This is a genomic window from Massilia psychrophila (assembly GCF_002760665.1).
GTDB lineage: Bacteria > Pseudomonadota > Gammaproteobacteria > Burkholderiales > Burkholderiaceae_D > JAFCUW01.
The window spans coordinates 65084-91905 of sequence record NZ_PDOB01000004.1; the positions used below are offsets into that span (position 1 = coordinate 65084).

Annotated in this window: 21 protein-coding genes, 1 tRNA gene and 1 pseudogene; 17 read left to right on the forward strand and 6 right to left on the reverse strand. The window is 62.5% G+C overall.

The annotated features are described in order from the left end of the window. The first annotated feature begins 7 nt into the window (after positions 1-7). From lolA to CR103_RS04385, 7 genes are all read left to right on the forward strand, one after another. The gene (gene lolA / locus CR103_RS04360; RefSeq protein ID WP_099914792.1) at positions 8-658 is read left to right on the forward strand and encodes an outer membrane lipoprotein chaperone LolA; all 651 of its coding nucleotides are present in this window, start codon (positions 8-10) and stop codon (positions 656-658) included. Positions 659-823: 165 nt separating this feature from the next. Further along, positions 824-2125, forward strand: coding sequence for a replication-associated recombination protein A (locus CR103_RS04365; RefSeq protein WP_099914793.1), 1302 nt, complete (start codon positions 824-826; stop codon positions 2123-2125). Positions 2126-2295: 170 nt separating this feature from the next. After that, complete coding sequence (locus CR103_RS04370) at positions 2296-2520, forward strand: hypothetical protein (RefSeq protein ID WP_099914794.1); 225 nt, start codon at positions 2296-2298, stop codon at positions 2518-2520. A gap of 115 nt (positions 2521-2635) precedes the next feature. Next, positions 2636-3931, forward strand: coding sequence for a serine--tRNA ligase (gene serS / locus CR103_RS04375; protein WP_099914795.1), 1296 nt, complete (start codon positions 2636-2638; stop codon positions 3929-3931). Positions 3932-4064: 133 nt separating this feature from the next. After that, positions 4065-4154, forward strand: a tRNA-Ser gene (locus CR103_RS04380). A 242-nt stretch (positions 4155-4396) separates the two neighbouring features. Beyond that, positions 4397-4528: a hypothetical protein gene (locus CR103_RS23815; protein WP_267873969.1), complete on the forward strand. Its 132-nt coding sequence runs from the start codon at positions 4397-4399 to the stop codon at positions 4526-4528. Further along, positions 4525-4734, forward strand: coding sequence for a hypothetical protein (locus CR103_RS04385; protein WP_099914796.1), 210 nt, complete (start codon positions 4525-4527; stop codon positions 4732-4734). Before CR103_RS23815 ends, CR103_RS04385 begins: the two co-directional genes overlap by 4 nt. Positions 4735-5110: 376 nt before the next feature. On the opposite strand, the gene CR103_RS04390 is transcribed toward CR103_RS04385, so the two are convergent. Then, positions 5111-5986: a helix-turn-helix domain-containing protein gene (locus tag CR103_RS04390; protein ID WP_229442805.1), complete on the reverse strand. Its 876-nt coding sequence runs from the start codon at positions 5984-5986 to the stop codon at positions 5111-5113. A gap of 281 nt (positions 5987-6267) precedes the next feature. Here CR103_RS04390 and CR103_RS04395 point away from each other — a divergent pair, with 281 nt between their 5' ends. The 6 genes and pseudogenes from CR103_RS04395 (at position 6268) to CR103_RS04425 (ending at position 12654) form a co-directional block, all read left to right on the forward strand. After that, positions 6268-6540: a hypothetical protein gene (locus CR103_RS04395; protein WP_180279269.1), complete on the forward strand. Its 273-nt coding sequence runs from the start codon at positions 6268-6270 to the stop codon at positions 6538-6540. Positions 6541-6582: 42 nt separating this feature from the next. Then, the gene (gene paoA / locus CR103_RS04400; RefSeq protein WP_099914798.1) at positions 6583-7254 is read left to right on the forward strand and encodes an aldehyde dehydrogenase iron-sulfur subunit PaoA; all 672 of its coding nucleotides are present in this window, start codon (positions 6583-6585) and stop codon (positions 7252-7254) included. Next, positions 7251-8201 (forward strand): FAD binding domain-containing protein, encoded by a 951-nt coding sequence (locus CR103_RS04405; RefSeq protein WP_099914799.1) that lies wholly within the window; start codon positions 7251-7253, stop codon positions 8199-8201. The genes paoA and CR103_RS04405 overlap by 4 nt, the downstream gene beginning before the upstream one ends. A 3-nt stretch (positions 8202-8204) precedes the next feature. Continuing rightward, positions 8205-10469: an aldehyde oxidoreductase molybdenum-binding subunit PaoC gene (gene paoC / locus CR103_RS04410; protein WP_099914881.1), complete on the forward strand. Its 2265-nt coding sequence runs from the start codon at positions 8205-8207 to the stop codon at positions 10467-10469. Between the two features lie 167 nt (positions 10470-10636). Beyond that, positions 10637-11603, forward strand: a pseudogene (locus CR103_RS04415) (NAD(P)-dependent alcohol dehydrogenase). A 688-nt stretch (positions 11604-12291) separates the two neighbouring features. Further along, a complete protein-coding gene (locus CR103_RS04425; RefSeq protein ID WP_099914801.1) occupies positions 12292-12654 on the forward strand; it encodes a CAP domain-containing protein in 363 nt (120 codons plus the stop codon). Positions 12655-12835: 181 nt separating this feature from the next. Here CR103_RS04425 and CR103_RS04430 read toward each other — a convergent pair whose 3' ends face one another. Next, a complete protein-coding gene (locus CR103_RS04430) occupies positions 12836-13054 on the reverse strand; it encodes a hypothetical protein (protein WP_180279270.1) in 219 nt (72 codons plus the stop codon). A 215-nt stretch (positions 13055-13269) separates the two neighbouring features. On the opposite strand from CR103_RS04430, the gene CR103_RS04435 reads away from it, so the two are divergent. Then, positions 13270-15696 (forward strand): DNA polymerase II, encoded by a 2427-nt coding sequence (locus CR103_RS04435; RefSeq protein WP_218968443.1) that lies wholly within the window; start codon positions 13270-13272, stop codon positions 15694-15696. A gap of 321 nt (positions 15697-16017) precedes the next feature. Continuing rightward, positions 16018-16794 (forward strand): ferredoxin--NADP reductase, encoded by a 777-nt coding sequence (locus tag CR103_RS04440; RefSeq protein ID WP_099914803.1) that lies wholly within the window; start codon positions 16018-16020, stop codon positions 16792-16794. A 42-nt stretch (positions 16795-16836) separates the two neighbouring features. Here the strand turns inward: CR103_RS04440 and CR103_RS04445 are convergent, their stop codons facing one another. The 4 genes from CR103_RS04445 to CR103_RS04455 all read right to left on the reverse strand — a co-directional run bounded on the left by CR103_RS04445 (position 16837) and on the right by CR103_RS04455 (position 22802). Beyond that, positions 16837-17052, reverse strand: coding sequence for a hypothetical protein (locus CR103_RS04445; protein ID WP_099914804.1), 216 nt, complete (start codon positions 17050-17052; stop codon positions 16837-16839). 13 nt (positions 17053-17065) lie between these two features. Then, positions 17066-19351: a TonB-dependent receptor gene (locus tag CR103_RS04450; RefSeq protein ID WP_229442764.1), complete on the reverse strand. Its 2286-nt coding sequence runs from the start codon at positions 19349-19351 to the stop codon at positions 17066-17068. 192 nt (positions 19352-19543) lie between these two features. Beyond that, on the reverse strand, positions 19544-19726 hold the full coding sequence (locus CR103_RS21955) for a hypothetical protein (RefSeq protein WP_143752514.1): 183 nt from the start codon (positions 19724-19726) through the stop codon (positions 19544-19546). A 373-nt stretch (positions 19727-20099) separates the two neighbouring features. After that, on the reverse strand, positions 20100-22802 hold the full coding sequence (locus CR103_RS04455) for a hybrid sensor histidine kinase/response regulator (RefSeq protein ID WP_307719673.1): 2703 nt from the start codon (positions 22800-22802) through the stop codon (positions 20100-20102). Between the two features lie 308 nt (positions 22803-23110). On the opposite strand from CR103_RS04455, the gene CR103_RS04460 reads away from it, so the two are divergent. Together CR103_RS04460 and CR103_RS04465 are read left to right on the forward strand one after the other, a co-directional pair. After that, positions 23111-24844, forward strand: a complete 1734-nt coding sequence (locus CR103_RS04460; RefSeq protein WP_099914885.1) for a M4 family metallopeptidase — start codon at positions 23111-23113, stop codon at positions 24842-24844. Positions 24845-25010: 166 nt separating this feature from the next. Next, complete coding sequence (locus CR103_RS04465; RefSeq protein WP_099914805.1) at positions 25011-26780, forward strand: M4 family metallopeptidase; 1770 nt, start codon at positions 25011-25013, stop codon at positions 26778-26780. Positions 26781-26822 lie beyond the last annotated feature (42 nt).

Sequence of the window (26822 nt, forward strand, 5' to 3'; positions counted from 1 at the left end):
GATGACAATGAACTTCAACAAGAAATTCACGCTGGTGGCGCTGCTTGCCGCCGGCGCGCTGACGCTCACCGGCGCGGCCCACGCCGGCGCGCTGGAACAGTTCAAGACTTTTGTGGCCAGCACCCATGCCGCGCGCGGCGAGTTCAGTCAGCAGCAGATGAAGAAATCCGACACGAAAGCGGCGACCGGCAAGGCCGCGCAAGTCTCGACCGGCACCTTCGTGTTTGCCCGCCCGGGCAAGTTCATCTGGACCTATCTCAAGCCGTACGAGCAGTTGCTGCAGGCCGACGGCGAGCAACTGTACATCTTCGACAAGGACCTGAACCAGGTAACGGTCAAAAAGCTGGGCAGTGTGCTGGGCTCGTCGCCGGCCGCGATCCTGTTCGGCAGCAACGACCTCGACAAGAATTTTACGTTGAGCGAAGCCGGCAGCCGCGGCGGCCTCGAGTGGCTCAACGCCAAGCCGAAGGCCAAAGACAGTACCTTCGAGCAGATCAGCATCGGCCTGCGCAACGGCACGCCGGAAGCGATGGAGCTGCATGACGCGTTCGGATCGACGTCTGTGATTTCATTTAAAAAGTTCGAAAAAAATCCGCCGTTGTCGGCCCAGCAGTTCAAATTCGTGATGCCGAAAGGCGCCGACGTTTTTAATAATTGAAGGTGCGCCCAGGGGACCGGCGGAACCGTCGCGGACGATTGCCGGTCTTTCAGTGAACTTCCATTAAACTAGCGGCTATCGTTCAATCCGGCATCTTCGACCCGTTCATGCGCACCTCTCGTTTATTTCGCTTTTCCCAACGTCGCAGCTCACGCGGGTATGCCCATGGATGACCTGTTCAAGCATGAGCCGGCGGCCCCGCTGGCCGAGGCGCTGCGTCCGCGCACCATCGGCGAAGTGATCGGCCAAAGCCATCTGCTGGGGCCCGGCAAGCCGCTCAACCTGGTATTCAAGTCGGGCAAGCCGCATTCGATGATTTTGTGGGGCCCGCCCGGCGTCGGCAAGACCACGCTGGCGCGCCTGACCGCGTCCGCTTTCGAGTGCGAATTCATCGCCTTGTCGGCGGTGCTGTCGGGCGTGAAGGACATCCGCGCCTCGATCGAGCAGGCCGAGCACCACCTGGCCGGCGGCAAGCACACGATTCTCTTCATCGACGAGATCCACCGTTTCAACAAGTCGCAGCAGGACGCCTTGCTGCCGTTCGTCGAATCGGGTCTGGTCACGCTGATCGGCGCCACCACCGAGAATCCCTCGTTCGAAGTCAATTCGGCGCTGCTGTCGCGCTCGCAGGTGTATGTGCTCAAGGCCCTTACCGACGCCGAACTGCTGCAACTGCTGGCGCGCGCGCGGGAACGCGTGCTGGGGCACCTGACGTTCGACGACGTCGCCATCGCCACCCTGGTCGGTTACGCCGATGGCGACGCGCGCCGCTTCCTCAACCTGCTCGAGCAGACTCAGACGTCGGCCGCAACGTCGCAGGTCACCCACATCACGGGCCATTTTGTGGACAACGCGCTGACGCTCAATTCGCGCCGTTTCGACAAGGGCGGCGACAATTTCTACGACCAGATTTCGGCGCTGCACAAGTCGGTGCGCGGCTCGCATCCGGACGCCGCGCTGTACTGGCTGTGCCGCATGCTCGATGGCGGCGCCGACCCGCAGTACCTGCTGCGCCGCATCGTGCGCATGGCATGGGAAGACATCGGCATCGCCGACCCGCGCGCAATCCAGATTGCCAACGACGCCGCCGCCACTTACGAGCGGCTCGGTTCGCCCGAAGGCGAACTGGCGCTGGGCCAGGCGGTGATCTATCTGGCCATCGCGGCCAAGAGCAACGCCGGCTACAACGCCTACAACCGCGCGGTCGCCTTCATCAAGAAGGACAAGTCGCGCGAAGTGCCGGTCCACCTGCGCAATGCGCCGACCAAGCTGATGAAGGAACTCGGCTACGGTCACGAGTACCGCTACGCGCACGACGAGCCGAACGCCTATGCGGCCGGCGAAACCTATCTGCCCGACGGCATGGCCGAGCCCCTTTGGTACGAGCCGGTGCCGCGCGGGATCGAGGCGAAGATCGCCGAAAAGCTGGCGTGGCTGCGCGGGCTCGACAAGGATGCGCAAGGATAGGCAGAGCTAGTTCGCTCTTTTGCCGCGAAACGGACGTCATCGCGGTTTCATTCCGCATTTTTCGCAATCTGTCCCGCATTTACTGCGCTTCATCGCAAGCTGCTGGAGAAGGAGGGCGGTACTGGTTAAAGTTCAACCATACCAAACCACTTCACCACCGGGAGCACACCATGAACATCCGTAAAAACGCCGAAGCCTTCTTCCTTGCCGCCGCCATTGTCGGCACCTTCGGCACCTTCGTCAGCTACGCAACGGCGGCCGAACCAGCCCGTTTTACTGCCGCCGCAGTTGTCACCCCTTTTGCCGCAAAAGTCATCGCCAGCGACAGCACGATGCAGGTCGTCGTCATCAAGGGTCAGCGCCTGAGCGCCGCGCAAAAGGCCGCGCTGAACTAAGGATCGTTGAGATTGCAGCGCTGGCGAACGCGGCGACGGGAGCTCCCCGCCAAACTTCGCTGATAATGGCTGCCGGCTTGGTACAATGCGCACTCGACAACCCGGCCATCCCGATATGATAGACATTCAATTTCTCCGCAAAGACATCGGCAATGTCGCCACCCGCCTGGCGAGCCGCAAATACGTGCTCGACGTGGCCGCATTCAATGCCCTCGAAGCCGAACGCAAGGCGATCCAGACCCGCACCGAAGACTTGCAAGGCAAGCGCAATGCGCTGTCCAAGCAGATCGGCATGCTCAAGGGCAAGGGCGAAGACACCAGCGCTGCGATGCTCGAGGTCGCAGGCCTGGGCGACGAGCTCAAGGTCAATGAAACGTCGCTGTCAGAAGTGCAGGCCAGGCTGGCCGCCTTCATGGAATCGGTCCCCAACCTGCCGCACGCCTCGGTGCCGGTCGGCCTTGACGAAAGCGGCAACGTCGAAGTGCGCAAGGTCGGCGCGCCGCCCGCATTCGATTTCGTCGTCAAGGACCACGTCGACGTTGGCGGCCCGCTCGGGCTCGACTTCGAAGTCGCCACCAAGCTGACCGGTTCTCGCTTCTCCGTCATGAAGGGCGGCATCGCCCGCATGCACCGCGCGCTGGCGCAGTACATGCTCGACACCCACACGGGCGAGCACGGCTACACCGAATGCACCACGCCGTACATGGTCAATGCCGATTCGCTGCGCGGCACCGGCCAGTTGCCCAAATTCGAAGCGGACCTGTTTTCCGTCAAAAAAGGCGGCGCCGAAGGCGAGGGCGAAACCTTTTATTTGATCCCGACGTCGGAAGTGACGCTGACCAATCTCGTGCGCGATGAAATCGTCGCACTGGCCGACTTGCCGATCAAGATGACGGCGCACACGCCATGCTTCCGGTCCGAGGCCGGCAGCTACGGCCGCGACACCCGCGGCATGATCCGCCAGCACCAGTTCGACAAGGTCGAAATGGTGCAGGTCGTGCATCCGGAGCAATCGTACAAGGTCCTCGAGCAGATGGTCGGCCACGCCGAAGCCATCCTGCAGGGACTCGGCCTGCCGTACCGCGTCATGTCGCTGTGCACCGGCGATATGGGCTTTGGCGCCGCCAAGACGTACGACCTCGAAGTGTGGCTGCCGGCGCAGAACACCTACCGCGAAATTTCGTCGCTGTCGAATTGCGAAGCCTTCCAGGCGCGCCGCATGCAGGCGCGTTTCCGCAACGCTCAAGGCAAACCGGAGCTGGTGCATACGCTCAACGGCTCGGGCCTGGCGGTCGGGCGCACCCTGGTGGCGGTGCTGGAGAACTACCAGCAAGCCGACGGCAGCGTCGTGGTCCCGCCCGCGCTACGCCCGTACATGGCCGGACTGGAGCGACTCAGCCCGGCTGCATGAAGGGCGAATGAGGGCCGAATACGGAAGAGGCCGGCGTTTTCAGCGTTGGCGAAAAAATCTCTTCCGTTTTGCCTCAGGTTTGCTATAATTCTGTCCTCGCATCGGCAAGCGAGAAGCAGCAAAGACAGAATCAGGAAAGGTGGCAGAGTGGCCGAATGCACCAGACTCGAAATCTGGCGTACGTTTAGGCGTACCGTGAGTTCGAATCTCACCCTTTCCGCCAGTAGTAAGAAAAAAGCTCCCGAACGGGAGCTTTTTTTTGCGTCAAGGCCAAGGCTTGCCGCCTGTTGCTCAAAGAAAGCAAGGACCCACTGGCGGACGACAGGCCGCGGAGGAGGCGGCGCAAAACGGCGTACTCACCTTAGGCTGCTTGATTTTTGCGAAAACCATAACGCGAAAAGCACCTTGCAGGCCATTATAGAAATCGTATTACGAGATGTAATTTGATTTCTATGAGGGGATGTCATGCCCAAGAAGCTGTTCGGCACGTACACGCTGCCGACCCTGGTGCAAGAACGCCCGGGCACCAGGGGCCGCTGCATCCACCACAACGCCTGCGTCAACGCATCACGGCCGCCGACCTGTGCGCGCGCATGAGCATTTCCGAGGCCACTTTGCGCCGCGTGGAACGTGGCGATGCCGGCACAGGAGCCGGCGCGTACCTGGCGGCGCTGCGGATCCTTGGCGTAATTGGTGAGGCAACGCCCGCGCTGGCGCCATTTCTTTGGTCGGCCACTGCGCATCGAAAGGCAAAGCTCAGCAAACGAAAGCGCGGGAGCGGCGACGACGATGACTACTTCTAAGACCCAGTTTGTCTATTTGCAGCGGCCGGACAACGGCGAATGGGTGACCGTCGGACGATTTCAAACCGGTCCTGCCGCGGGTACGGGCAGGTTCAAGTACGCGCCCAACTATGTCGGCGCGGGGCTTGCATGGTCCATCGATCCGGTCAATTTACCATTGCGGCCAGAGGACGAACAGCCCGCCCCGCGCTACAACGGCCTGCACGATGTGCTGCGCGGTGCCTGCCCGGCTGCCAGCGCGCGTAATCGCCGGCTTCGACGCGGTGGCGCATTGGCTCGCTCCCGAGTGGCAGGAGGCGCTGCATTGGCGTATGCAGCACAACGTCATTTTGCCTCGGCTTGCCGGCCACGGCGTGGTTCGCTGCCAACCCGGCGATCAATCGTGCATGAGATCCGCGGCCGGCGCAGCGCTGCCGGACAGATGCGCTGGGGTTGATGGCTTCGCCGCGCCGCCCTTGCTGGCGCGTGCACGTGGAGACAGGCGGCGCAACGTGCGCAGTGATTCAATATCCTTGATGCCGATGGTGCGCTGGTCGACCGTGATCAGGCCGACTTCGTTAAAGGCGGACAGGGTGCGGCTGATCGTTTCGAGGGTGAGGCCGAGGTAGCTGCCGATTTCCTGGCGGGTCATGCGCAAGTTGAACAGTTTGCTCGAATAGCCCATTGCCGCGAAGCGTTCCGCGAGCGTGACCAGGAAGCGCGCGACGCGCGCTTCGGCGCTCAGACCGCCCAGGATGGCGATCATCGCTTGCTCACGCACCAGTTCCCGGCTCATGACACGGTACATGAGGTTTTCGAGCGCCGGATGAATGTGGCTGAGCGCGATCAGTTTCCTGAACGGCAGCAAGATGACATCGCAGTCGGACAACGCTACCGCTTCCGATGCATAGTGGCGCGTGTTGATGCCGTCGATACCGAGCAAGTCGCCCTTCATCGGGAAGCTCAGCACCTGTTCGTTGCCCGATTCGTCGATCAGCACGGTCTTGAGGAAGCCGGAATTGACAACGTACAAGTAGTCGAGCGCTTGTCCTATCGTGTGCACGCGTTGTCCGTTCTTGAACTGGACGTGTTGGAACAGCACTTCCTCATTGTTGACGGAGACTGCGGTTGCGATCTGCAACAGGTCGCAGACCTCCTTCAGGTTCGACCACAGTGTACCTTGGCGCTGACGGCCTGCTTCCGTCGGCGAGTGGTGTTCGGTGGAGGGTATGGGAGGGCGTGGTTTGGTCGCATCAAGACAGAACATGGTCATCTCCAAATGAACTCTTACGTAATAAGAATATTTGGCGAGTTGGATTCATGCCGCTCCGGACGCTCGTTCGGCTGGTATGGCGAACGCCATGCCAGCTTCGAAACCCGGGCAACCGCAAAAGCAAGCGAACTCGTCAGAACTAAGCTTGATTATTGCAAGATGACTCCGCTATTGACAGCAGCAGAATCTGAATCGGATGTCAGGAATTACGAAGGATTACTGTAAGAATGCTCCTACATTTGAGTTCTGCGCACAGTGCCGTGGACCGACGGCGCTGTGAAGTGGCGATCCGCGCCTGGGCCGCCAGGGACAAGCACGTGCAGGCGCTGCTGCACAGGGTGGACGCACTGCGGATGGATTTCGCCCGTGAATCTGCCCGCGCCGTGCCGCCATGCCCGGTCCGCGGCGCCGACATCGAAGCGTTCGCTCAGCTGGCGTACCTGACAGTTTTATACGTGTGGATACGTGGGGGGCTATGTGGCAGGAACCAAAAATCATCGTCTTGGGTCAAATTTCTCTATGCGCCAGTGCCGGGGCGCCTGTTCAGCAAGTGAAGGCGTGAGGCGTTCCCATAGTCAACATGCAAAGGAGGGACCATGACCGATTTCGATTCGAACCGGCGGCAACTGCTCAAAGGCGCGGCGGTGGCTGCCGGCGGCGCGGTCGCCGCGTCCCGGCTCGCGCCTGAGGCACAGGCCGCCGCACAGCCGGCCTCTGCAGCAACCAGTGCTGCCACCGCTGCCACCGCTGCCACCGCCACCATCAGCGTCCGGCTGCGCGTCAACGGCGCCGAACACCAGTTGATGGTCGATCCGCGCACGACGCTGCTCGACGCGCTGCGCGAGCGGCTGCATCTGACCGGTACCAAGAAGGGCTGCGACCAGGGCCAGTGCGGCGCCTGCACCGTGATTGTCGACGGCCGCCGCTCCACATCCTGCCTGACCCTGGCCGTGATGCAGGAGGGGCACGACATCACCACCATCGAAGGCCTGGGTACGCCGAACAATCTGCACCCGATGCAGGCCGCTTTCATCAAGCACGACGGCTATCAGTGCGGCTTTTGCACGCCGGGCCAGATCTGCTCCGCCGTCGCCATGCTCGATGAGGTAAAAAAGGGCGGCCCCAGCCATGTCACGGCCGACATCAACGCCGTGCTGCAGCCCACCGACGCCGAGTTTCGCGAACGCATGAGCGGCAATTTGTGCCGCTGCGGCGCGTATTCGAATATCCAGGCAGCGATTGCCGAGGTCGCGGGAGTGAGGCGATGAAATCGTTCACCTACGAGCGCGCCGCCACGCCCGCCGACGCCGCGGCGGCCGCGGCACGTATCCCGGGCGCCCGGTTCGTTGCCGGCGGCACAAACCTGCTGGACTTGATGAAGCTGCAGATCGAAACACCATCGCACCTCATCGACGTCAACGACCTTGCGCTCGACCGGATCGACGCCACCCCGGACGGCGGCCTGCGGCTGGGCGCGCTGGTGCGCAACGCCGACCTGGCCGTGGACGTACGTGTGCGGCGCGACTACGGCGTCCTGACGCGCGCGCTGCTGTCCGGTGCATCGGGTCAACTGCGCAACCAGGCGACGACGGCCGGCAACTTGCTGCAGCGTACGCGCTGTCCATACTTTTACGATACCAACCAGCCTTGCAACAAGCGTAGGCCGGGCAGCGGCTGCGGCGCGATCGGGGGTTTCAGCCGCCTGCATGCCATCGTCGGGCAGAGCGACGCCTGCATCGCCACCCATCCAAGCGACATGGCGGTTGCCATGCGCTTGCTCGACGCACAGGTCGAGACCATACGGCCCAACGGGACGTCGCGCATCATCCCGATCGCCGACTTCTATCGCTTGCCGGGAACTACGCCCAATATCGATACGAACCTGGAGGCGGGCGAACTGATCACGGCAGTCACGCTGCCGCGTCCGGTCGGCGGGGTCCACATCTACCGCAAGGTACGCGCCCGTGCTTCCTATGCGTTTGCCCTGGTGTCGGTCGCGGCCATCGTGCAGCGCGATGGCACCGGCAGGGTGGCGCTGGGCGGCGTCGCGCACAAGCCATGGCGGGTGGAGGCGGCCGAGCGCGACATGCCGCGCGGCGCCCAGGCGCTTGCCGCCGGCTTGCTGGCAGGCGCGCGTACGACGCCAGACAATGCTTTCAAGGTTCCACTGGTCGAGCGCACGCTGGCCGCCGTCATCGCCGACGCGAAAGGATAAATGATGAAATTCGACACTCCCGCCACCACCAATCCGATCGACCAGCTCAAGGTAATCGGCAAGCCGATCGACCGTATCGACGGCCCGTTGAAAACCACCGGAACCGCGCCCTATGCCCACGACCGCCACGATGTCGTGGCCAACCAGGCGCACGGTTACATCATCGGCTCGGCCATTCCCAAGGGCCGCATCGTGTCGATGGACCTGTCGGCGGCCAGGGCGTCCCCTGGCGTCGTCGCCATCGTCACGGCGCAAAATGCCGGCAAGCTCGGCAAGGGCGATTACAATACCGCAAGGCTGTTGGGCGGACCGCGCATCGAGCACTACCACCAGGCGATTGCGGTGGTAGTGGCCGAGACGTTCGAGCAGGCGCGTGCGGCCGCCCATCTCGTGCGCGTTCAGTACGCTCGCGAAAACGGCAGCTTCGATCTCGATGCGGTCAAGGACAAGGGCAAGCCGCTCAATGAAGGCGGCGCGGACGAGTCGAAAGTCGGCAATTTCACCGGCGCGTTCGCCGCGGCACCGGTCCGGCACGACGGCCATTACACTACCGCGTACGAATCTCACTCGATGATGGAGCCCCATGCCAGTATCGCCGCATGGGACGGCGACCGGTTGACAATATGGACGTCGAACCAGATGATCGCATGGACCGTGAGCGACCTTGCAAAGACACTTGGCATGCCTAAAGAAAAGGTCCGCGTCATATCGCCATACATCGGCGGCGGCTTCGGGGCCAAGCTGTTTCTGCGCGCCGATGCGGTGCTCGCCGCGCTCGGCGCCAAAGCGGCCCGGCGTCCGGTCAGGCTCACGTTGCAACGGGCGCTGATTCCAAACAACACAACACACCGGGCCGCAACCATACAGCGCATCCGCATCGGCGCCACGCGCGACGGCAAGATCACCGCGATCGCGCATGAAGCCTGGTCCGGCAACCTGCCGGACGGCAAGCCGGAAAGCGCCTCCACGCAAACCCGCTCCCTGTATGCGGGCGAGCACCGCATGACGGCCAACCTGTTGACGGTGCTCGACCTGCCGGAGGCAAATGCCATGCGCGCCCCAGGCGAGGCGTCGGGCATGGCGGCACTTGAAATCGCCATGGACGAGACGGCGGAAAAGCTCGGCATGGACCCGGTCCGGTTCCGTATCCTCAACGACACCCAGGTCGTCCCCGACAATCCGGAAAAGCCCGCATCGAGCGATCCGCAATCGAAGAAGTCGGAAAAAAAGCCGATGCACATTGCCCATCCGCCTTTTTCGAAGCGCCAGCTGGTCCAGTGCTTCGAGATCGGCGCCCAGCGCTTCGGCTGGAACCGGCGTAACCCACAGCCGGGAACGGTGCGCGACGGGCGCTGGCGCGTCGGCATGGGTGTGGCGTCGGCATTTCGCGACAACCTGCTCACCAAGTCGGCAGCGCGCGTGCGTCTTGACCGCCGCGGCATCCTGACCGTTGAAACGGACATGACGGACATCGGCACAGGCAGCTACACGATCCTGGCACAGACGGCCAGCGAAATGATGGGTGTGCCGCTGGCCAGGGTGCGGGTCAGGCTGGGCGACTCCAGCTTCCCGGCGTCCTGCGGCTCGGGCGGGCAGTGGGGCTGCAACAACTCGTCGGCGGGAGTGTATGCGGCATGCATGAAGCTGCGCGAGGCGGTCGCGCAAAAGGCCGGGGTCGACCCGGCGCAGGCGGTGTTCGCGGATGGATTGGTGCGCGCGGGCAGCCGTGTTCTCTCGCTGGCCGATGCCGCCGGCGACCGTGGCCTGGTGGCGGAGGATTTCATCGAATACGGCGACCTCGACAAGCGCTTCCAGCAATCGACGTTTGGAGCCCATTTTGTCGAAGTCGGCGTCGACGCCGCCACCGGCGAGGTGCGCATGCGCCGCATGCTGGCGGTGTGCGCGGCCGGTCGTATCCTCAACCCGAAAACCGCGCGCAGCCAGGTTATCGGCGCGATGACGATGGGCGTCGGGTCGGCGCTGATGGAAGAGCTGGCGGTGGACAAGCGGCTCGGCTTTTTTGTGAACCATGACCTCGGCACTTACGAGGTGCCGGTGCACGCGGATATCCCCTATCAGGAGGTCATTTTCCTGGACGAAACCGATCCTATATCGTCGCCCATGAAGGCCAAGGGGGTGGCTGAACTGGGAATTTGCGGCGTTGCCGCAGCCATTTCGAATGCCGTCTACAATGCGACAGGGGTACGGGTACGCGATTATCCAATCACCCTCGACAAGTTGATTTCGAAGATGCCGCTCGCTGTCTGAAGTCAGTCTGCCTGCATCGCGGATGCTCATGACCCTGGCCGGTCCGCCGTGGCGGACCTAACGGAAGCGACACTCGCTTGCCCGTTTTATTTGCAATAATTAAAAGGAATCGTTCCACGACTGTAAAAGCCTACGGCGCCTATGCCGCTGATAAACCGCTTGAATCGATGGAGATCACCCGGCGTGCTCCGGGGGAGCACGACATACAGATCGACATCGCTTATTGCGGCGTGTGTCACTCCGACCTGCACCAGGTGCGCGCCGAACGGGCTGGCACGTTCCACCCTTGCGTTCCCGGCCACGAGATCGTGGGACGCGTATCGGCCGTCGGCGCGCAGGTGTCCGGCTCTAAAAACGGCGACCTGGTCGGCGTTGGCTGCCTTGTCGACAGTTGCCGGCACTGCGAGGAGTGCGAGGAAGGCCTGGAGAACTACTGCAACGGCATGATCGGCACGTATAACTTCCCCACCCCGGATGCGCCGGGATATACCCTGGGCGGATACTCGCAGCAAATCGTCGTGCACGAGCGCTATGTCTTGCGCGTGAGCCATCCGGAAGAGCAGCTCGCCGCCGTCGCGCCGCTGCTGTGCGCCGGCATCACGACCTACTCGCCGTTGCGGCATCGTCGGCATTGGCGGCCTTGGTCACATGGGCATCAAGCTGGCCCATGCGTTTAAAGCCCACGTGGTCGCGTTCACGACGTCGGAATCCAAGCGCAAGGATGCCGAGGAACTCGGGGCGGACGAGGTCGTGATTTCGCGCGATGCCGAGGCCATGGCCGCACATGCGAACAGCTTCGACCTGATCATCAACACTGTCGCCGCGCCGCACGACCTCGACGCCTTCACGGCGCTGCTAAAACGCGACGGCACGTTGACGCTGGTCGGTGTGCCGGCCTCGCCGCATCCTTCGCCTTCGATTTTCAACCTGGTCGGCAAACGCCGGTCGATCGCCGGTTCGATGATCGGCGGGATTCCGGAGACCCAGGAGATGCTCGATTTCTGTGCCGAGCATGGCATCGTTGCCGACATCGAGATGATCCGCGCCGACCAGATCAACGAAGCTTACGAGCGGATGGTTCAGGGCGACGTCAAGTACCGGTTCGTGATCGACAGCGCCACCCTGGCCGCTTGAAAGCAGGGGCGCGCGCGAAGGCGTGCGTCCCGATCCAATGCAACAATGCAAAAGTAAAATGGCTTGAACCTGCAATAGCGGGTAGGGTTCCGCTAGCGTCCGGCCACGTCCGGCCGGTGCTACCACGACCGCGCAATGTGTTCCGCTGTCGTCCGCGTTGACGCCACTTTCCTGCCAAAGGCTTGCATGTTGAAAAACCGCCCCATGAACACTGGCGCGTCCGTTGCCTGCTCGCCCTGGGTGCGCTGGCCGCCGCCGTGCCGACGCACGCGCAGCATGGCGGGTCGCTGGTCGACCTGATCAACGATTACCGGGCCGATCCGGACGGTTGCGACGGCAGGGCGGCAGATCCGGCCGCGCCGCTGGCGCCGCATCCGGCGTTAAGCCGGCTGCCGATGGCGCCCGGCGCCTATTTGCAGCAGGCGCTCGACCGAGTCGGTTATCCGGTGGCCCATGCCCAGGCCATCACCATCTCAGGCCCGCGCGACGCCTTTGCGGTGCTGCTGAGCGCGCAATTTTCGACTGTCGGCGTGCGGCGCAGCGGCGACAGTTGGCTGGTCGTGCTGGCGCGGCCAGCGCCGGCGCAATCGCGATCAGCGCGAGCGCCATCGGCCCGCCTGCTTGATGCGCGCGACACCCTCGATTTTTTCCTGCGCGCGGTAAACCGGGCGCGGGCCATCGACCGCAACTGCGGCGAGCGCCATTTTACCGCCGCGCCGGCCCTCAAAAGGAGCGCAGCACTGTTCGAGGCGGCGCGCGCGCACAGTCAGGACATTGCCAGGCAGCGCTATTTCGGCCACACGGCAAGGATGGCCGCGAGGTGGCGGAGCGCGCCGTGCGCGCCGGCTACCGCTGGCGCGGGATCGGCGAAAACATCGCGGCCGGACAGGCCTCGCCCGAAGAGGCGATGGCCGGATGGCTGGCCAGCCCGGGCCACTGCGCCAACATCATGGACCGCAGCTTCACCGAAATGGGCGGCGCCTATGGTACGAACGTCGTGGGCGAGCAGCCGCGCGTCTACTGGACCCAGGTGTTCGGCCAGCCCAGGTAGGCGATGCGTTTGAAGTTGCAAGACACCGTGCCCCGCTGGCAAACTCAAGAGGGCGCCGCCCAAATTTCCGTACGCAATGCGTTACCGTCAGCATTTGGCGCTTACCTGAAAACGACACCGGAAGGTACGGAAAAAAATCATGCGAAACCACGATGCCCATCATTGCTAAAGCCGGCGCCGCCTACTTGGCCCTGGTGTTCGGCGCCGGCTTTTTGCTGGGCTGTATCCGCGTGCCGTTGATCGTTTCTCGTTTCTCGTTCCGCGCTTGGGCGAGCGCGTCGCCGAACTGGTGGAAATGCCGATCCAGTTCACCGTCATGGTGTTCGCGGCGCGCTTCGTCGTACACTCGTACACCGCTGTTTGCCCTGCTGCCGATGGACGCCGGCAGCAACGCCGCCAAGCCGGCGTCAGTGTGGCAAGCACCTGCAAGCGGCATTAATCACGCTCTTTCAACATTCGAACTCATCCGGAAAATCTTTGGCGCCGCCAAGCCATGCCAGCATTCCTGTCGCTGGCTCTTGTTGTAGCTTTGCCGAGCTTGCTTTACAGTGCGGGGCGCGGGACGGCCCGCAAGGGCTGCGTTGTACGCACAGGTCAACGCTGAGAGGCAGGACGTTGGACGACTCACAGTACGAACCACAGCACCAACTGCAGCAAGGATTTCTGCTGACCCGCCACTGGGTTGACACCCCCGCCGGCACGCAGGTCGAGTTTTGGCTGGCGACCGACGCCGGCGCGCGCCGCGTGCGCCTTGCACCCCATTCGTCGGTGGCCTTCGTCCCGGCGGCGCAGCGCGAACAGGCTGAGGCCGCGCTGGCCGGCGAGGGCGGGTTCGAACTGCGCCCGCTTGCGCTGTGCGACTTCCGCCACCGGCCGGTGCTCGGCTTGTACTGCACCCAATACAGGCACCTGCAAAAGCTCGAGAGGCGGCTGCGCAACCATGGCGTCGACGTCTTCGAGGCCGACGTGCGCCCGCCGGAGCGCTACCTGATGGAGCGTTTCATCACGGCGCCAGTCTGGTTCGGTGGAAAGCCCGGGCCTGGCCCCTCCAGCGCGGGCCTCCTTGTCGACGCCCACATGAAACCGGCGCCCGGCTACCGGCCGCATTTAAAACTGGTGTCGCTCGATATCGAAACCACCGCCCAAGGCGAGCTGTACTCGATCGCGCTGGAGGGCTGCGGCCAGCGCCAGGTCTACATGCTCGGCCCGCCCAACGGCGGCGCGCATCCGGTCGACTTCGACCTCGAGTACTGCGCCAGCCGCCCGCAGATCCTTGAGCGCCTCAACGGCTGGATGGCGCGCCACGATCCGGACGCCATCATCGGCTGGAACGTGGTGCAGTTCGATTTACGCGTGCTGCAGCGCCATGCGCAAGCCTACGGCGTCGTGCTGCGGCTTGGCCGCGACGGCAGCGCGATGGAGTGGCGCGAACACGGCGCCAGGCAGGGGCATTTTTTTGCCGCTTGCGCCGGCCGCCTGATCATCGACGGTATCGAAGCGCTCAAGTCGGCAACCTGGAGCTTTTCGTCGTTCAGCCTTGAACACGTGGCGCAATCCCTGCTGGGGGAGGGCAAGTCGATCCACAGCCCGATCGACCACCCTTACCAGAAGATGGCCGAGATCGACCGCCGCTTCGCCGAAGACAAGCCGGCCCTGGCGCGCTACAACCTGAACGACTGCGAACTGGTCACCCGCATTTTTGCCAAGACCGAGCTGCTGACGTTCCTGCTCGAGCGCGCCAGCGTGACCGGGCTGGCGGCCGACCGCAGCGGCGGTTCGGTCGCCGCTTTCGAGCATCTGTACATGCCGATGATGCACCGCCAGGGCTATGTCGCGCCCAACCTGGGCGACATCCCGAGCGAAGCAAGTCCCGGCGGCTTCGTAATGGATTCGCGCGCCGGCCTGTACGATTCGGTGCTGGTGCTGGACTACAAAAGCCTGTACCCGTCGATCATCCGCACCTTCCTGATCGACCCCGTCGGGCTGGTGGAAGCGAGCCGCGAGGGTGACGTTGGCGTCTCTGCCGGAGGATCGGTCGAGGGCTTTCGCGGCGCGCGCTTCTCGCGCCACAAGCATTGCCTGCCGGCCATCGTCAAGCAGGTCTGGGACGGGCGCGAGGCGGCCAAGCGCGAGCACAACCTGCCGCTGTCGCAGGCCTTGAAAATCATCATGAACGCGTTCTACGGCGTGCTCGGTTCAAGCGGCTGCCGATTTTTCGATCCACGCCTGGCCTCGTCGATCACGCTGCGCGGCCACCAGATCATGCACCTGACGCGCAAACTGATCGAAGACCAGGGCTACCAGGTGATTTACGGTGACACCGACTCGACCTTTGTCTGGCTTGGGAAAGCGCATGGCGCAGAAGAAGCCGAGCGTATCGGCCGCGCGCTGGCGGGCATTGTCAACGGCTGGCTGGCGCACTACCTGCGGCAGGAATTCGACCTCGACAATGCGCTCGAACTGCAGTTCGAAACCCATTACCGGCGCTTCCTGATGCCGACCATCCGCGGTCTCGACGTCGGCAGCAAGAAACGCTATGCCGGGCTGGTGCGCGCGCCTGATGGCAGTGAAAAAATGGTCTACAAGGGGCTGGAAACGGTGCGCAGCGACTGGACGCCGCTGGCGCAGCAATTCCAGCAGGCGCTGTACGAGCGTATCTTCAAGGGCGAGCCATACCAGGACTATGTACGCGATTTCGCCGCGCGCACCGCCGACGGCCAGTTCGATGCGCTGCTGGTGTACCGCAAGCGCTTGCGCCGGCCTTTGGCCGACTATCAGCGCAACGTGCCGCCGCACGTGCGCGCGGCGCGCATCGCCGACGACTTCAACCGGCTGCACGGACGAACCTTGCAATATCAAAACGGCGGCACGATCGGCTACGTGATCACGCTGGCCGGACCCGAGCCGCTCGAAGCGCATCGCTCGCCGATCGACTACCAGCACTACCTGACGCGCCAGCTGCAACCGATTGCCGACGCCATCTTGCCGTTCGTCGGCGATGATTTTACGGCGCTCACCAGTGGCCAGAAACCCCTGTTTTGAGGTTTCAACGTTTTGACATGCAGCCGGAAAGATTTGTCATGACGAGTCGGATTCGGCGCTATTTGCCGGCGGATTTGGCCAGATATACATCCAGCCAATATCACGTATTCGAAACCATGATTGGCATTGTATGTGCGGGTGCAGCATAATGGTCTTGTCTCCTCCAACTCCTTTAAAAGAATTGGATTTATGCCCGCCGAACAGCGGGCATTTTTTTCGCCTGCTCGGTTGCCGACATGGTGGTATTTCCGGCGCGCAATCGTAAGATTTCGCCGAACAGAGTAACATTGCGGTAATTGGATCAATCATCAAGGCATAAACATGGCAAATTTTGCAACCGAAACAGTATTAAGCGTTCACCATTGGAACGACACCCTGTTTTCTTTTACCACCACGCGCGACCAAAGCCTGCGTTTTGAGAACGGCCACTTCGTGATGATCGGCCTGCAAGTCGACGGCCGTCCTCTGATGCGCGCCTACAGCATCGCCAGCGCCAATTACGACGAACACCTGGAGTTCTTCAGCATCAAGGTAGCCAATGGGCCGCTGACGTCGCGCCTGCAGCACCTGAAGGTGGGCGACGAACTGCTGGTCGGGCGCAAGCCAACCGGCACGCTGATCCTGCACGACCTGCTGCCGGGTAAAAATTTGTACCTGTTCGGTACCGGTACCGGCCTCGCGCCATTTTTGAGCATCATCAAGGACCCGGAAACCTACGAGCGGTTCGAGAAAGTCATCCTGCTGCACGGTGTGCGCCAGGTCAGCGAGCTGGCCTACAAGGATGTGATCACCGAAGAGCTGCCGACCAATGAATTTTTCGGCGAGGACGTGCGCAAAAAACTGATCTACTATCCGACCGTGACGCGCGAGCCGTTCGTCAACCGCGGCCGCCTGACCGACCTGATCGAGAGCGGCAAGCTGTTCGAAGACATCGGTCTGCCGCCGCTCGATCCGGCCACCGACCGGGCAATGATTTGCGGCGGCCCGGCAATGCTCAAAGATATCTGCGTGCTGCTCGAAGCGCGCGGTTTCAAGGCCTCGCCGCACATCGGCTCGCCGGGCGACTACGTGATCGAACGCGCTTTCGTCGAAAAGTAGCATCAGTAATATAGCTACCCGGAGCCGGCGCCATCCCTGCAACTAAAGGGTGGCGATCAACTCCAAAAAAGCTCGTGCGGATTCATGCGACGCAGGTGAATAATCCGCAACGCATTGCCCCTGTCCTTCTAGGTACATTTTCAGGGCGGGCGAGGGGAGAAAATCCAACTTGGCAGCTTCAGCCTTTTCGCGCCGGATAACCGCGGCAAATTCATCGTCGCAGCCCAAAAAAAAGCTCCCGCCGGGAGCTTTTTTCATTCAAGGCCGCAGATCAGAAGTTGGCTTTGAACTGCACGCCCAGCGTGCGCGGCTCGTTCAGGATGCCGGTCAGATTGTTGAAGTCGATTGCGCCGACCACTTGCACCTGGTCGGTGATGTTGCGGCCGAATGCGGCAACTTCATACTTCCCGTCCTGCCATTTGTAACCGACGCGCAGGCCGCCTTCGAGCAGCGACTTGGCTTTGTATTCCTTGGCCTCGTACAGGAACATGTTGTAAGTACTGCGGTACGCCCAGTCGGTGGCGGCGTAGAATTCGCCGTCGGCCACCGGCGTGCTGTAGCGCAGCGTGAAGTTCGATTGCCATTTCGGTGCGCGCGGCAGCGGGTTGCCATCGATGCGCACGGTACCGGCGAACGGTCCGGCCGGATCGGTGACGGTACAGCCGGCGCGGCCGCCGGTGTTGGCGAAGTTACCGCACTGCTGGACGAACAGCTTGCCATCCTTGATTTCGGTGTCGTTGTAGCTGCCACCCAGGGTCATGCGCAGGGAATCGGTGAGGATCGCCTGGAAGTCCAGTTCGACGCCCTGGCCGGTGACTTTTTCAGCATTGATCAGCTGGTTCATGTTGATCACGCCGCTGCCGGCGGTCAGTTGCTTGTCCTTGACGCGGTACTGGAATACGCTGGCCGACAGGCGCGCGCGCTTGTCGAACAAATCCTGCTTGACGCCGGCCTCGTAGGACAGCACTTTCTCGGCGCCGGCCAACGAAGGACGGTCGCCCGGACCAAACAGGCGGCCCTGCATGCTCGGTGCGCGGTAGCCGGTGGCGATGCGCGCGAACAGGTTGGTGTTCTTGTCGAGCGCGTAGGTGCCGCTCAGGTCCCAACTGACGTCCTTGCTGTCGCTGTTGAGTCTGTGCGGGCCACTCGGGGTCGCTTCGACGCGCTTGGCGGCGAAGTCTTTCGAATCGTTGGTGTAGCGCAGGCCGCCGCGCAATTTCAGCCGGTCCGACACGGTGTAGTTCAGCGAGCCGAAGGCCGCCCACGAACTGGTGTCCTGGGTCTGGGTGGCATAAGACGGATTTTGTGGATTGCCCGGCGCCAGCGATTCAAAGCTGATGCTGTCGATCTGGATGTGTTCCTTGAAGTAGAACACGCCGCCAATCCATTGCAGAGGCCCGGCAACGTTGGACTCGGCGCGCAATTCCTGTGTGATCTGGCGGTGGTTCGGCAGCAGGTCGGCGGTTTCGACGACGAACGGGATAAACCCTGGGCCCATCGGCTGTGCGTACACGGCGCCAAACCCGCCATCGACGTCGGCACGGCTATAGAACTTGGCAGTTTCGTAACCGGTGATCGAGTGCAGCGTGATGCCGTCCAGGTTCCAGCGCAGGCGCATGCTGGCGCCCTTGGTCCTGAGCGTCTGCAGGTTGACGCCATCGGTCGGGTAAGCGCCGTAGTCGAAACCGTCGACCAGTTCGTTGCTGCCTTGCTTGATGATGTTGGCGCGGAACAACGTGGCGCTGTTGTCCAGGTCACGCGCGTGAAGATTGAACAGCGCGCTGAATTGCTTGTTCGGCTGCACCAGCAACTGGATGCGGCCTGCATTGTCGTTGTAGCCTTCGAAATCGCGCGTGCCAGTCGGGCGCGCATTGTGCACGCGGTCGTCGCGGTTATGCGATTGCAGTGACACGCGCGCGGCGACGGTATCGCTGAACGGCACGTTGTAGGCGCCTTCGACACTCTTCGAGCCGTAATTACCAAAGCCGACGGTGAGGTAGCCTTCCGTCTTGAACACTGGCTTGGCCGAGTCGAACTTGATCACGCCGGCCGGCGAGTTGCGCCCGAACAGCGTGCCCTGCGGGCCGCGCAGCACTTCGACCTGATCGACGTCGAATACCGGGAATCCTTTCAGCATCGGGCTTTCCTGCACGATGTCGTCGACGACCAGGCCAACTGGCTGGGAAGCGTTAAGGTCGAAGTCGGTGTTGCCCTGGCCGCGGATATAGAAACGCGGGAACGAGCGGCCGTAGTCGGATTCCACACTTAAGCTCGGCGCACGGCCGGAAAGGAAGCGAATGTCCTGTCCGCCGGCCACCAGCGTGTCGAGCCTGTCGCCCTTCAAGGTCGTGATCGCCATCGGCACATCCTTGATGTTTTCCGAGCGGCGTTGTGCCGTTACAATCACTGTCTCGAGTTGCCCCGCAGGTGCCTTGTACTCCGTCGGCGCCGCGGCTTCCTGGGCCATTGCTGTCTGTAGAGGGAAAGCGCCGGCGATCGCCAGGAACATCAGGGTGCGGGACTTCTTGAATGAAATGACTGAAACGATTTTTTTCATGCTAATCCTTGAGAGAGGTAAGGGCGTCCCCGGCGGGGCGCCCATAACAGGGCTCAAGAATATACAGCTTGTATAGACTTATTGCAGATATTTCAGCAAAGTGATGTTTTTTGACATCAGAAGCGAGCGTTTCGCCGGTGCTCGAGGCGGTGCGCCAGATCTGTATTTGCCTACCGCATGCCTGCGGCCGACTCAAGACTTGCCGGTCTTCGCATCCGATTGCCGCTTGCCCCCGCCTTGCTGGCCTGATTGTTTGCTGTCGCTGTGCTTGGCATTTTTGCCGCTGCTTACCTTGCTGCTCATAATTTGGCTCCCTCGTTGTGATGCCGGAGCGCCGCCGACGAAGGTCGTCGGCAGGCCCATCCGAAGTTGCATGATGAATCCTGAAGAACGGAAGTCGAATAGGCGAGTGGAGGGTGTGCGGGTAGGATATTGCTTACTCGGGCGTGGGCGCCGGCCACGCCGGCGAAAAAAAGCCCGTATCGGAACGACGCGGGCAAAAAATATCAAGGGAGATCATCATTCTGGCAGCGCTGTGTGACGGCCCGATGACATGTTCACGACTGCATGATGAAGCCATCGGCAACCTGCAGCAAAGCGCCATGTCGGATAGAAAGAGCCATCATGAATCGCTATCTGAAACTTACCGCGGCCGGCTTGCTGGTGGCCGCGGACTTCCCTGGCCGCCATTTTTTTTGACCGGTACGCCAGCCCGCTCGCTGAGCGCTGTACCCTTAGCGCTGCACCCTTAGCGCTGCGCGCCGCGCTCTTCGCCCAGGCCATGCTCCGAGGCGTAATGCAGGGCGACGTCGAGCGCGTCCATGAACTCGACGACCTTGATCGGCTTGGTCAGGTAACGGAAGAAGCCCGCTTCCATGCCTTTTTCGATGTCGCGCGGCACCGCGTTGGCCGACAGCGCCATCACCGGGATATGCGCCGTGGTCGGATCGTTTTGCAGCAGTTTCAGGCAACCGAATCCGCTCAGGCCAGGCAGGTTGATGTCCATCAGGATCACGTCCGGCTGGCAGGCGCGCGCCAGCACGATGCCGAGGTGGCCGTTGACGGCGGTGAGCAGTTTCAGGTCGCTGCGCCGCTCGATCAGCTGCTCGACCAGCGCCAGGTTGGCCGGGTTGTCCTCGACGTAGAGCAAGGTGCGCTGGACGCTTGACGCCGGCACCGCGGCTACTGCCTGGAGCCGCGCGACGGCCACTTCCGTCGGCACGCCCAGTTCCGGCCCGTTCGATGCAGGGAAATCGACCCAGAATTCGGTGCCGACGCCACGCGCGCTGTCGACCCCGATCGTCCCTTTCATCAGTTCGACCAACTGCTTGGTGACCACCAGGCCGATGCCGGTGCCTTCCTCGATGCTGTCTTCCTGGCCGAGCCGGTTGAACGGCTGGAACAGCTGGGCGATCTGCTCGGGCGCGAGGCCGGCGCCGGTGTCTTTCACATGCACCCGCACGTGCTTTTCCTGCAATGTGCAGCGCACCGTGACGGTGCCGCCGATACGGTTGTACTTGATGGCGTTCGACAGCAGGTTGATCATCACCTGCTTGACCCGGGTCAGGTCGGCATGAATGTAGTACGGATCGTCGAATTTCGGGAAGATGAGTTCGATTTCGCGCTTGGTTGCCTGCGGGCCGATCAGCACGCGGCAGTCGTGCAGCACTTCGGCCAGCGACATCGGCTCCGACGAGATCGTCACTTTGCCCGATTCGATCATCGCCAGGTCGAGAATTTCGTTGATCAGGCGCAGCAGGTACCAGCCGCCCTTGAGGATTTGCTGGATCGAGCGCTGCTGCGACGGCGACGGCGCCGGGGTTTCCGATTCCATCAGCTGGGCAAAGCCGAGCACGCCGTTAAGCGGGGTGCGCAATTCGTGGCTCATGCTTGACAGGAATTCCGACTTGGCCAGGTTGGCCTTCTCGGCGGCGGCCTTGGCGCTTTCGAGTTCGACGTTGTTAAGCTGTAGCGTGTGCTCGAACTGCTTGCGGTCGGTGACGTCGCGGGCGGCGGCAAACACGCCTTTCAGGTTGCGGTCGCGGTCGTAGAACGTGGTGGCGTTGTAGGACACCACGGTTTTCTTGCCGTCGCGGGCGAGGGCGGTCAGCTCGTAGTTGGTGACTTTGCCTTCGCGCAGCACACGCTTGATGGCCGCTTCGGCGCGCTTCTGGTCGGTGAAGTAATTTTTGAATGGCGCGCCGATCAGCTCGTCGCGGGTGCAGCCGGTCAGCGATTCCATCTGGTGGTTGACGTCGCTGATGATGCCGCGCGGGTCGGTCGTCATGATGGCGTCGATGTTCGATTCGATCAGCGAGCGGGTGTAGAACTGCTGGTCGCGCAGGCTCTGGTCGAGCAGCGCCTGGTCTTCCTCGACCTGCTTGCGGGCGGTGTTATCGGTGCCGATCAGCAGGTAGCCGATGATGGCGTCGTGGACGTCGCGCAGCGCGGTGACCGAGACGATCGCCGGGAAGCGGCTGCCGTCCTTGCGGATATAGGTCAGTTCGTAGATGTCTTCGATGCCGCGTGACGCCTTGAACACCAGCGCCTCGAAGCCGGGCGAGATCGCCTCGCCCAGTTCCTGGCTGAGCGACTCGGCCCGCTCGATCACCTCCTGCGGGTCGGAGATGTTGGCCGGTGTGATCTTGTCGACGACCTCGAGGGCGGTGTAGCCGAGCATGCGTTCGGCGCCGACGTTGAAAATCTGGATCACGCCTTGTGCGTCGGTGGCGATGGAAGAGAAGTTGGCGCTGTTGAAAATTGCCGTCTGCAAGGCGCCGGCTCGCATCAAGGCTTCCTCGGCTTCCTTGCGGGCGGTGTTGTCGGTGCCGATCAGCAGGTAGCCGATGATGGTTTGCTCGGCGTCGCGCAGCGCGGTGACCGACACCACCGCTGGGAAGCGGCTGCCGTCCTTGCGGATATAAGTAAGCTCGTAGATGTCCTCGATGCCGCGCGACGCCTTGAACACCAGCGCCTCGAAGCCGGGCGAGATCGGCGTGTCCAGTTCGACCGTCAGCGTCTTGGCGCGGGCAATCACTTCCTGCGGGTCCGAAATGTCGGCCGGGGTGATCTTGTCGACGACGTCAAGGGCCAGGTAGCCGAGCATGCGTTCGGCGCCGACGTTGAAAATCTGGATCACGCCCTGGGCGTCGGTGGCGATGCTGGAAAAATTGGCGCTGTTGAAAATCGCGTTCTGCAGCGCGCCAGCTTTTAGCAGCAGCAATGGATTGTCGGCCGGATTGGCGCTCTGCGATTTCACACGCCGGTTCAGCACCACCAGCACGAGGAAGGCGACGAACAGCAGCGCGCTGACGACGAGTACCGGCAGCGCATCCATCGCTTGCGCGTTGCTGCGCATGGCGAGCACGCCGATGATGAACAGGGCCGCGGCTGAGGCGCCGAACACGGCCAGCGACAGCCGGTCGATCGACTGTTTGGTAATGGTTTGCATGAAGGTGAGCCTGGGGCCAGGGTAAGACTGAGCGCTCGCCTTGGCTCAAGTAAGGTAACGGCGAAGCCGTGTCGGTAACTGGTGATGGTGGGCCGGGGGGCAATCCGCCCGTCCGGGGCAGCGTAACACACCGGGCTGGCCAGTACGACACAGAATGTTTCTCCAAATAATGTCTCAAATTGGACATTTGCCACCGCGATGTCCGAATTATACAAATTCTTGACTTCGGTTGATCGTGGAAGTTAGTGTTGAGGCAATCCCGATGCAAGGGAGCAAACGAAGTTTTCGATTTATCGATTGGAGATATGATGACAATTCGTAAAACGCTGCTGGCAGCGTCGATCGCGGCACTGCCACTGATGATGTGCGGCGCAGCCGGCGCTGCCACCTTGATGGGAGGCCCGAGTGTGCAATCGCCACAAGAAAATGCCAGCTTGATCGGTCAGCTGATGTCGCAGCGCGGCAAAAACGGCCTCGACAGCCGCCACGGCTTCACCCTTGCAAAGCAACACCCTGGCGTCGATGGCACCAACATCAGCCGCGCCGACCACACGTTCAAGGGCGTGCGCGTGTTCGGTTCCGAGTCGGTTGTCGTTACTGGCCTGCGCGGCAGCATCATCAGCGAGTCGGTGGCCAATCGCCGCGCCGGTTTGAGCCAGAAAGATTTCAACGTCGCCCCTGGCATCAGCGCCAAGATGGCAATCGATGGCGTGCTCGAAAAAGCGGCGCCGAAAGGGGAGCCGCTTGAACCGCCGTTCGCCGAACTGATCATCTATCCGGTCATGAAAGAAGTGCGCGTTGCAGCGGCCGTCAACAAGGCCGAGGCAGACCTGAATGCAACCGACCTTGAGAGCGTCGTCGACAGCTATCAACTGGCCTACCTGGTGCGCACCCGCATGGCCGACGGCAACAAGCCGGTGTTCCACGACACCATCGTCAGCGCCGCCGACGGCAGCATCATCGAGCAGTGGAACGCGCTGCAGACCGTGGTCGGCACCGGCAAGAGCCAGTACAACGGCAGCGTGCCGATCAACACGACGCTGTCGGGCACCACGTATTCGATGAAAGATGGCTCGCGCGGGGTCGGCGGCACCTTCGGCGCGATGGCGATCACCAACGCCAACCACACCACCAGCGCTGGCGCGGTCTATACCAACACCAGCAACACCTGGGGCGACGGCCTGCAGTACGTGGCCGGCGGCAGCACCACCAACGCCAACGGCCAGACCGCGGCCGTCAACGCCATGTGGGGCCTGATGAACACGTACGACATGCTCAAGAACACGCTCGGCTGGCGGTCGTTGAATGGCCAGAACACGGCGACCTATATCGCCGCCCACGTCAACACCGCCTACGACAACGCGTATTACAGCGACACCTGCAAGTGCATGTACATCGGCGACGGCGGCACCTCGTTCAACAACCTCGGCTCGATTGACGTGATCGGCCATGAAATGGGCCACGGCGTCACCGCCGCGACATCGAACCTGACCTATAGCGGCGAATCGGGCGGGCTGAACGAATCGGCCTCGGATATCCAGGGCGAAATGGTGGAAGCCTACGCCCGCGCCGGCGGCACCGGCAACCTGATTCCGGCCACTGGCAACGACTGGATGATGGGAAAGGAAATCGCCAAGAATGGCCAGCCGCTGCGCTGGTTGTACAAGCCGAGCAAGGACGGCGCCAGCCCGAACGCCTGGAGCTCTTCCCTCAAGCAGCTCGACGTGCATTACAGCAGCGGCCCGAACAACCGCATGTTCTACTTTCTGGCAAAGGGTTCGAGCGCTACCGCCAGTAGCGACTACTACAGCGCCTACCTGAACCGCGCGCCGCTGGCGATGACCGGGATTGGCAGCGACAAGGCGTTCCGCATCTGGTTCAAGGCGCTTACCACCAAGTTCACCTCGGCGACCAACTACGCCGACGCGCGCCTGAAGATGATTGCTTCGGCGCAGGAGCTGTATGGCGTCGGCAGCAGGGAAGCCAAAGCGGTCCAGCGCGCGTTCGCGGCGATCAACGTCGGCACCGACATCGCCGAGTAAGCACAACAAAATAAGAACAAAGCAAGCCCGGTGAATGGTGTGGCCCCCGGGCCCATCCTTTGCGGGGCTTTTTTGCGTTTTTGCAAGCACTAGCACTGAATCTCGCCCACTATTCCCTAGTGCCCAGGTCGGTTGACGCCGGGCAGTGTGTTCACTAGGAGAAGAGATGAAAATCCACAAAACCTTGCTGGCCGCCGCGGTCAGCGCCTTGCCCCTGCTTGCTATCGGCACTGCTGGTGCCGCCGGCGCCGGCCCCATGATGAGTCCGGCCGTGGCGCAGTCGCCGGCACAACAGGCCGCGCTGCTGGCGGCGCTGGGCGCTCAGCGCGCCGTGCGCGGCATCGATGCCGACCACAACTTTGTCATCAGCCGGGCGCACCCCGGCGCCGACGGCACCCAGGTTGCCCGTCTCGACCATACCTACAAGGGCGTGCCCATCTTCGGCTCCGAGTCGGTGGTGGTGCTTGGCGCCGCTGGCAAGATCGTCAGCGAGTCGGTATCGGAACGGCGCCTGAACCTGGGCAAGGGCGCCGCCAACCGGACCGGCGCCCCCACCGCCGACTTCGACGTCAGGCCGACCATCTCGACCAAAGCGGCGATCGACGCCGCGCTCAAGTCGCTGCCGGCCGGCACCAGCCATGTCAGCATGCCGAGCGCCGACCTGATCATCTTCCCGGTGATGAAGACCGAGCGCGAACCCGGTTCGTTGGCCAAGGCCGACGACGAACTCAACGCACTCGACGTGCGCGACGTCGTCGACAGCTACGAGCTGGCCTACCTGGTGCACACTCGCATGACCTTGCGCGACCGGCCGGTCTACCACGACACCGTGGTCAGCGCACGCGACGGCCGCATCCTGAGCCAGTGGAACATGCTGCAAACGGTCATCGGGATCGGCCACAGCCAGTACAACGGCGCGGTGCCGATCAGTACCACCTTCACGGGCGGCAGTTACCGGATGATCGATGCCACGCGCGGCACCGGTGGCGCCTTTGGCGCGATGGCGATCACCAACGCCAACCACACCACCTCGCCCGGGGCGGTCTTCAGCAACACCACCAACGAGTGGGGCGACGGCTTTCAATACATCGAAGGCGGCAGCACCACCAACGCCAACGGCCAGACCGCGGCGGTGAATGCGCTGTGGGGCTTGATGAATACCTACGACATGCTCAAGAGTACGCTCGGCTGGCTGTCGCTGGACGGCCTCAACACGGCGACCTACATCGCCGCCCACGTCAACACCGCCTATGACAACGCCTACTACAGCGACACCTGCAAATGCATGTTCATCGGCGACGGCTCGTTCTTCACCAACCTCGGCTCGATCGACGTCATCGGCCACGAAATGGGGCACGGCATCACGGCGGCCACGTCGAACCTGACCTACACTGGCGAATCGGGTGGCCTGAACGAGTCGGCGTCCGACATCAGCGGCGAAATGGTCGAGTCGTACGCACGCGCGGGCGGCACCGGCGCGACGATTCCGAATACCGGCAACGACTGGGGCATGGGCAAGGAAATCGACCGCACCGGCACGCCCCTGCGCAGCATGTACAAACCGAGCAAGGACGGCCGCAGCCCGGATGCGTGGAGCGTCACGCTCAAGAACCTCGACGTCCACTACAGCAGCGGGCCGAACAACCGGATGTTTTATTTCCTGTCGCAAGGTTCGAACGCCGGCAAGGGCAGCGACTTCAGCAGCGCCTACCTGGTGAAAAAGCCGCTGGCGATGACCGGCATCGGCAGCGACAAGGCGTACCGGATCTGGTTCAAGGCAAATACCACCAAGTTCACCGCCAGCACCAATTACGCCGACGCCCGCGCCAAGATGATCGCCGCCGCGCAGGAACTGTACGGGGTCGGCGGCAAGGAAGACAAAGCGGTGCAGCGGGCCTACGCGGCGATCAACGTGGGGGGCGATATCGACGAATAGGCAAAAAAGTGCTACCTGCTGTACATGTACCCAACAAGAAGC

Excerpts from the sequence above, each read along its gene's own strand:
- lolA (WP_099914792.1), top strand. The coding sequence starts at position 8 with ATGAACTTCAACAAGAAATTCACGCTGGTGGCGCTGCTTGCCGCCGGC.
- CR103_RS04365 (WP_099914793.1), top strand. The coding sequence starts at position 824 with ATGGATGACCTGTTCAAGCATGAGCCGGCGGCCCCGCTGGCCGAGGCG.
- CR103_RS04370 (WP_099914794.1), top strand. The coding sequence starts at position 2,296 with ATGAACATCCGTAAAAACGCCGAAGCCTTCTTCCTTGCCGCCGCCATT.
- serS (WP_099914795.1), top strand. The coding sequence starts at position 2,636 with ATGATAGACATTCAATTTCTCCGCAAAGACATCGGCAATGTCGCCACC.
- CR103_RS23815 (WP_267873969.1), top strand. The coding sequence starts at position 4,397 with ATGCCCAAGAAGCTGTTCGGCACGTACACGCTGCCGACCCTGGTGCAA.
- CR103_RS04385 (WP_099914796.1), top strand. The coding sequence starts at position 4,525 with ATGAGCATTTCCGAGGCCACTTTGCGCCGCGTGGAACGTGGCGATGCC.
- CR103_RS04390 (WP_229442805.1), bottom strand. The coding sequence starts at position 5,986 with ATGACCATGTTCTGTCTTGATGCGACCAAACCACGCCCTCCCATACCC.
- paoA (WP_099914798.1), top strand. The coding sequence starts at position 6,583 with ATGACCGATTTCGATTCGAACCGGCGGCAACTGCTCAAAGGCGCGGCG.
- CR103_RS04405 (WP_099914799.1), top strand. The coding sequence starts at position 7,251 with ATGAAATCGTTCACCTACGAGCGCGCCGCCACGCCCGCCGACGCCGCG.
- paoC (WP_099914881.1), top strand. The coding sequence starts at position 8,205 with ATGAAATTCGACACTCCCGCCACCACCAATCCGATCGACCAGCTCAAG.
- CR103_RS04440 (WP_099914803.1), top strand. The coding sequence starts at position 16,018 with ATGGCAAATTTTGCAACCGAAACAGTATTAAGCGTTCACCATTGGAAC.
- CR103_RS04445 (WP_099914804.1), bottom strand. The coding sequence starts at position 17,052 with ATGAAAAAAGCTCCCGGCGGGAGCTTTTTTTTGGGCTGCGACGATGAA.
- CR103_RS04450 (WP_229442764.1), bottom strand. The coding sequence starts at position 19,351 with ATGAAAAAAATCGTTTCAGTCATTTCATTCAAGAAGTCCCGCACCCTG.
- CR103_RS21955 (WP_143752514.1), bottom strand. The coding sequence starts at position 19,726 with ATGCAACTTCGGATGGGCCTGCCGACGACCTTCGTCGGCGGCGCTCCG.
- CR103_RS04455 (WP_307719673.1), bottom strand. The coding sequence starts at position 22,802 with ATGCAAACCATTACCAAACAGTCGATCGACCGGCTGTCGCTGGCCGTG.
- CR103_RS04460 (WP_099914885.1), top strand. The coding sequence starts at position 23,111 with ATGACAATTCGTAAAACGCTGCTGGCAGCGTCGATCGCGGCACTGCCA.
- CR103_RS04465 (WP_099914805.1), top strand. The coding sequence starts at position 25,011 with ATGAAAATCCACAAAACCTTGCTGGCCGCCGCGGTCAGCGCCTTGCCC.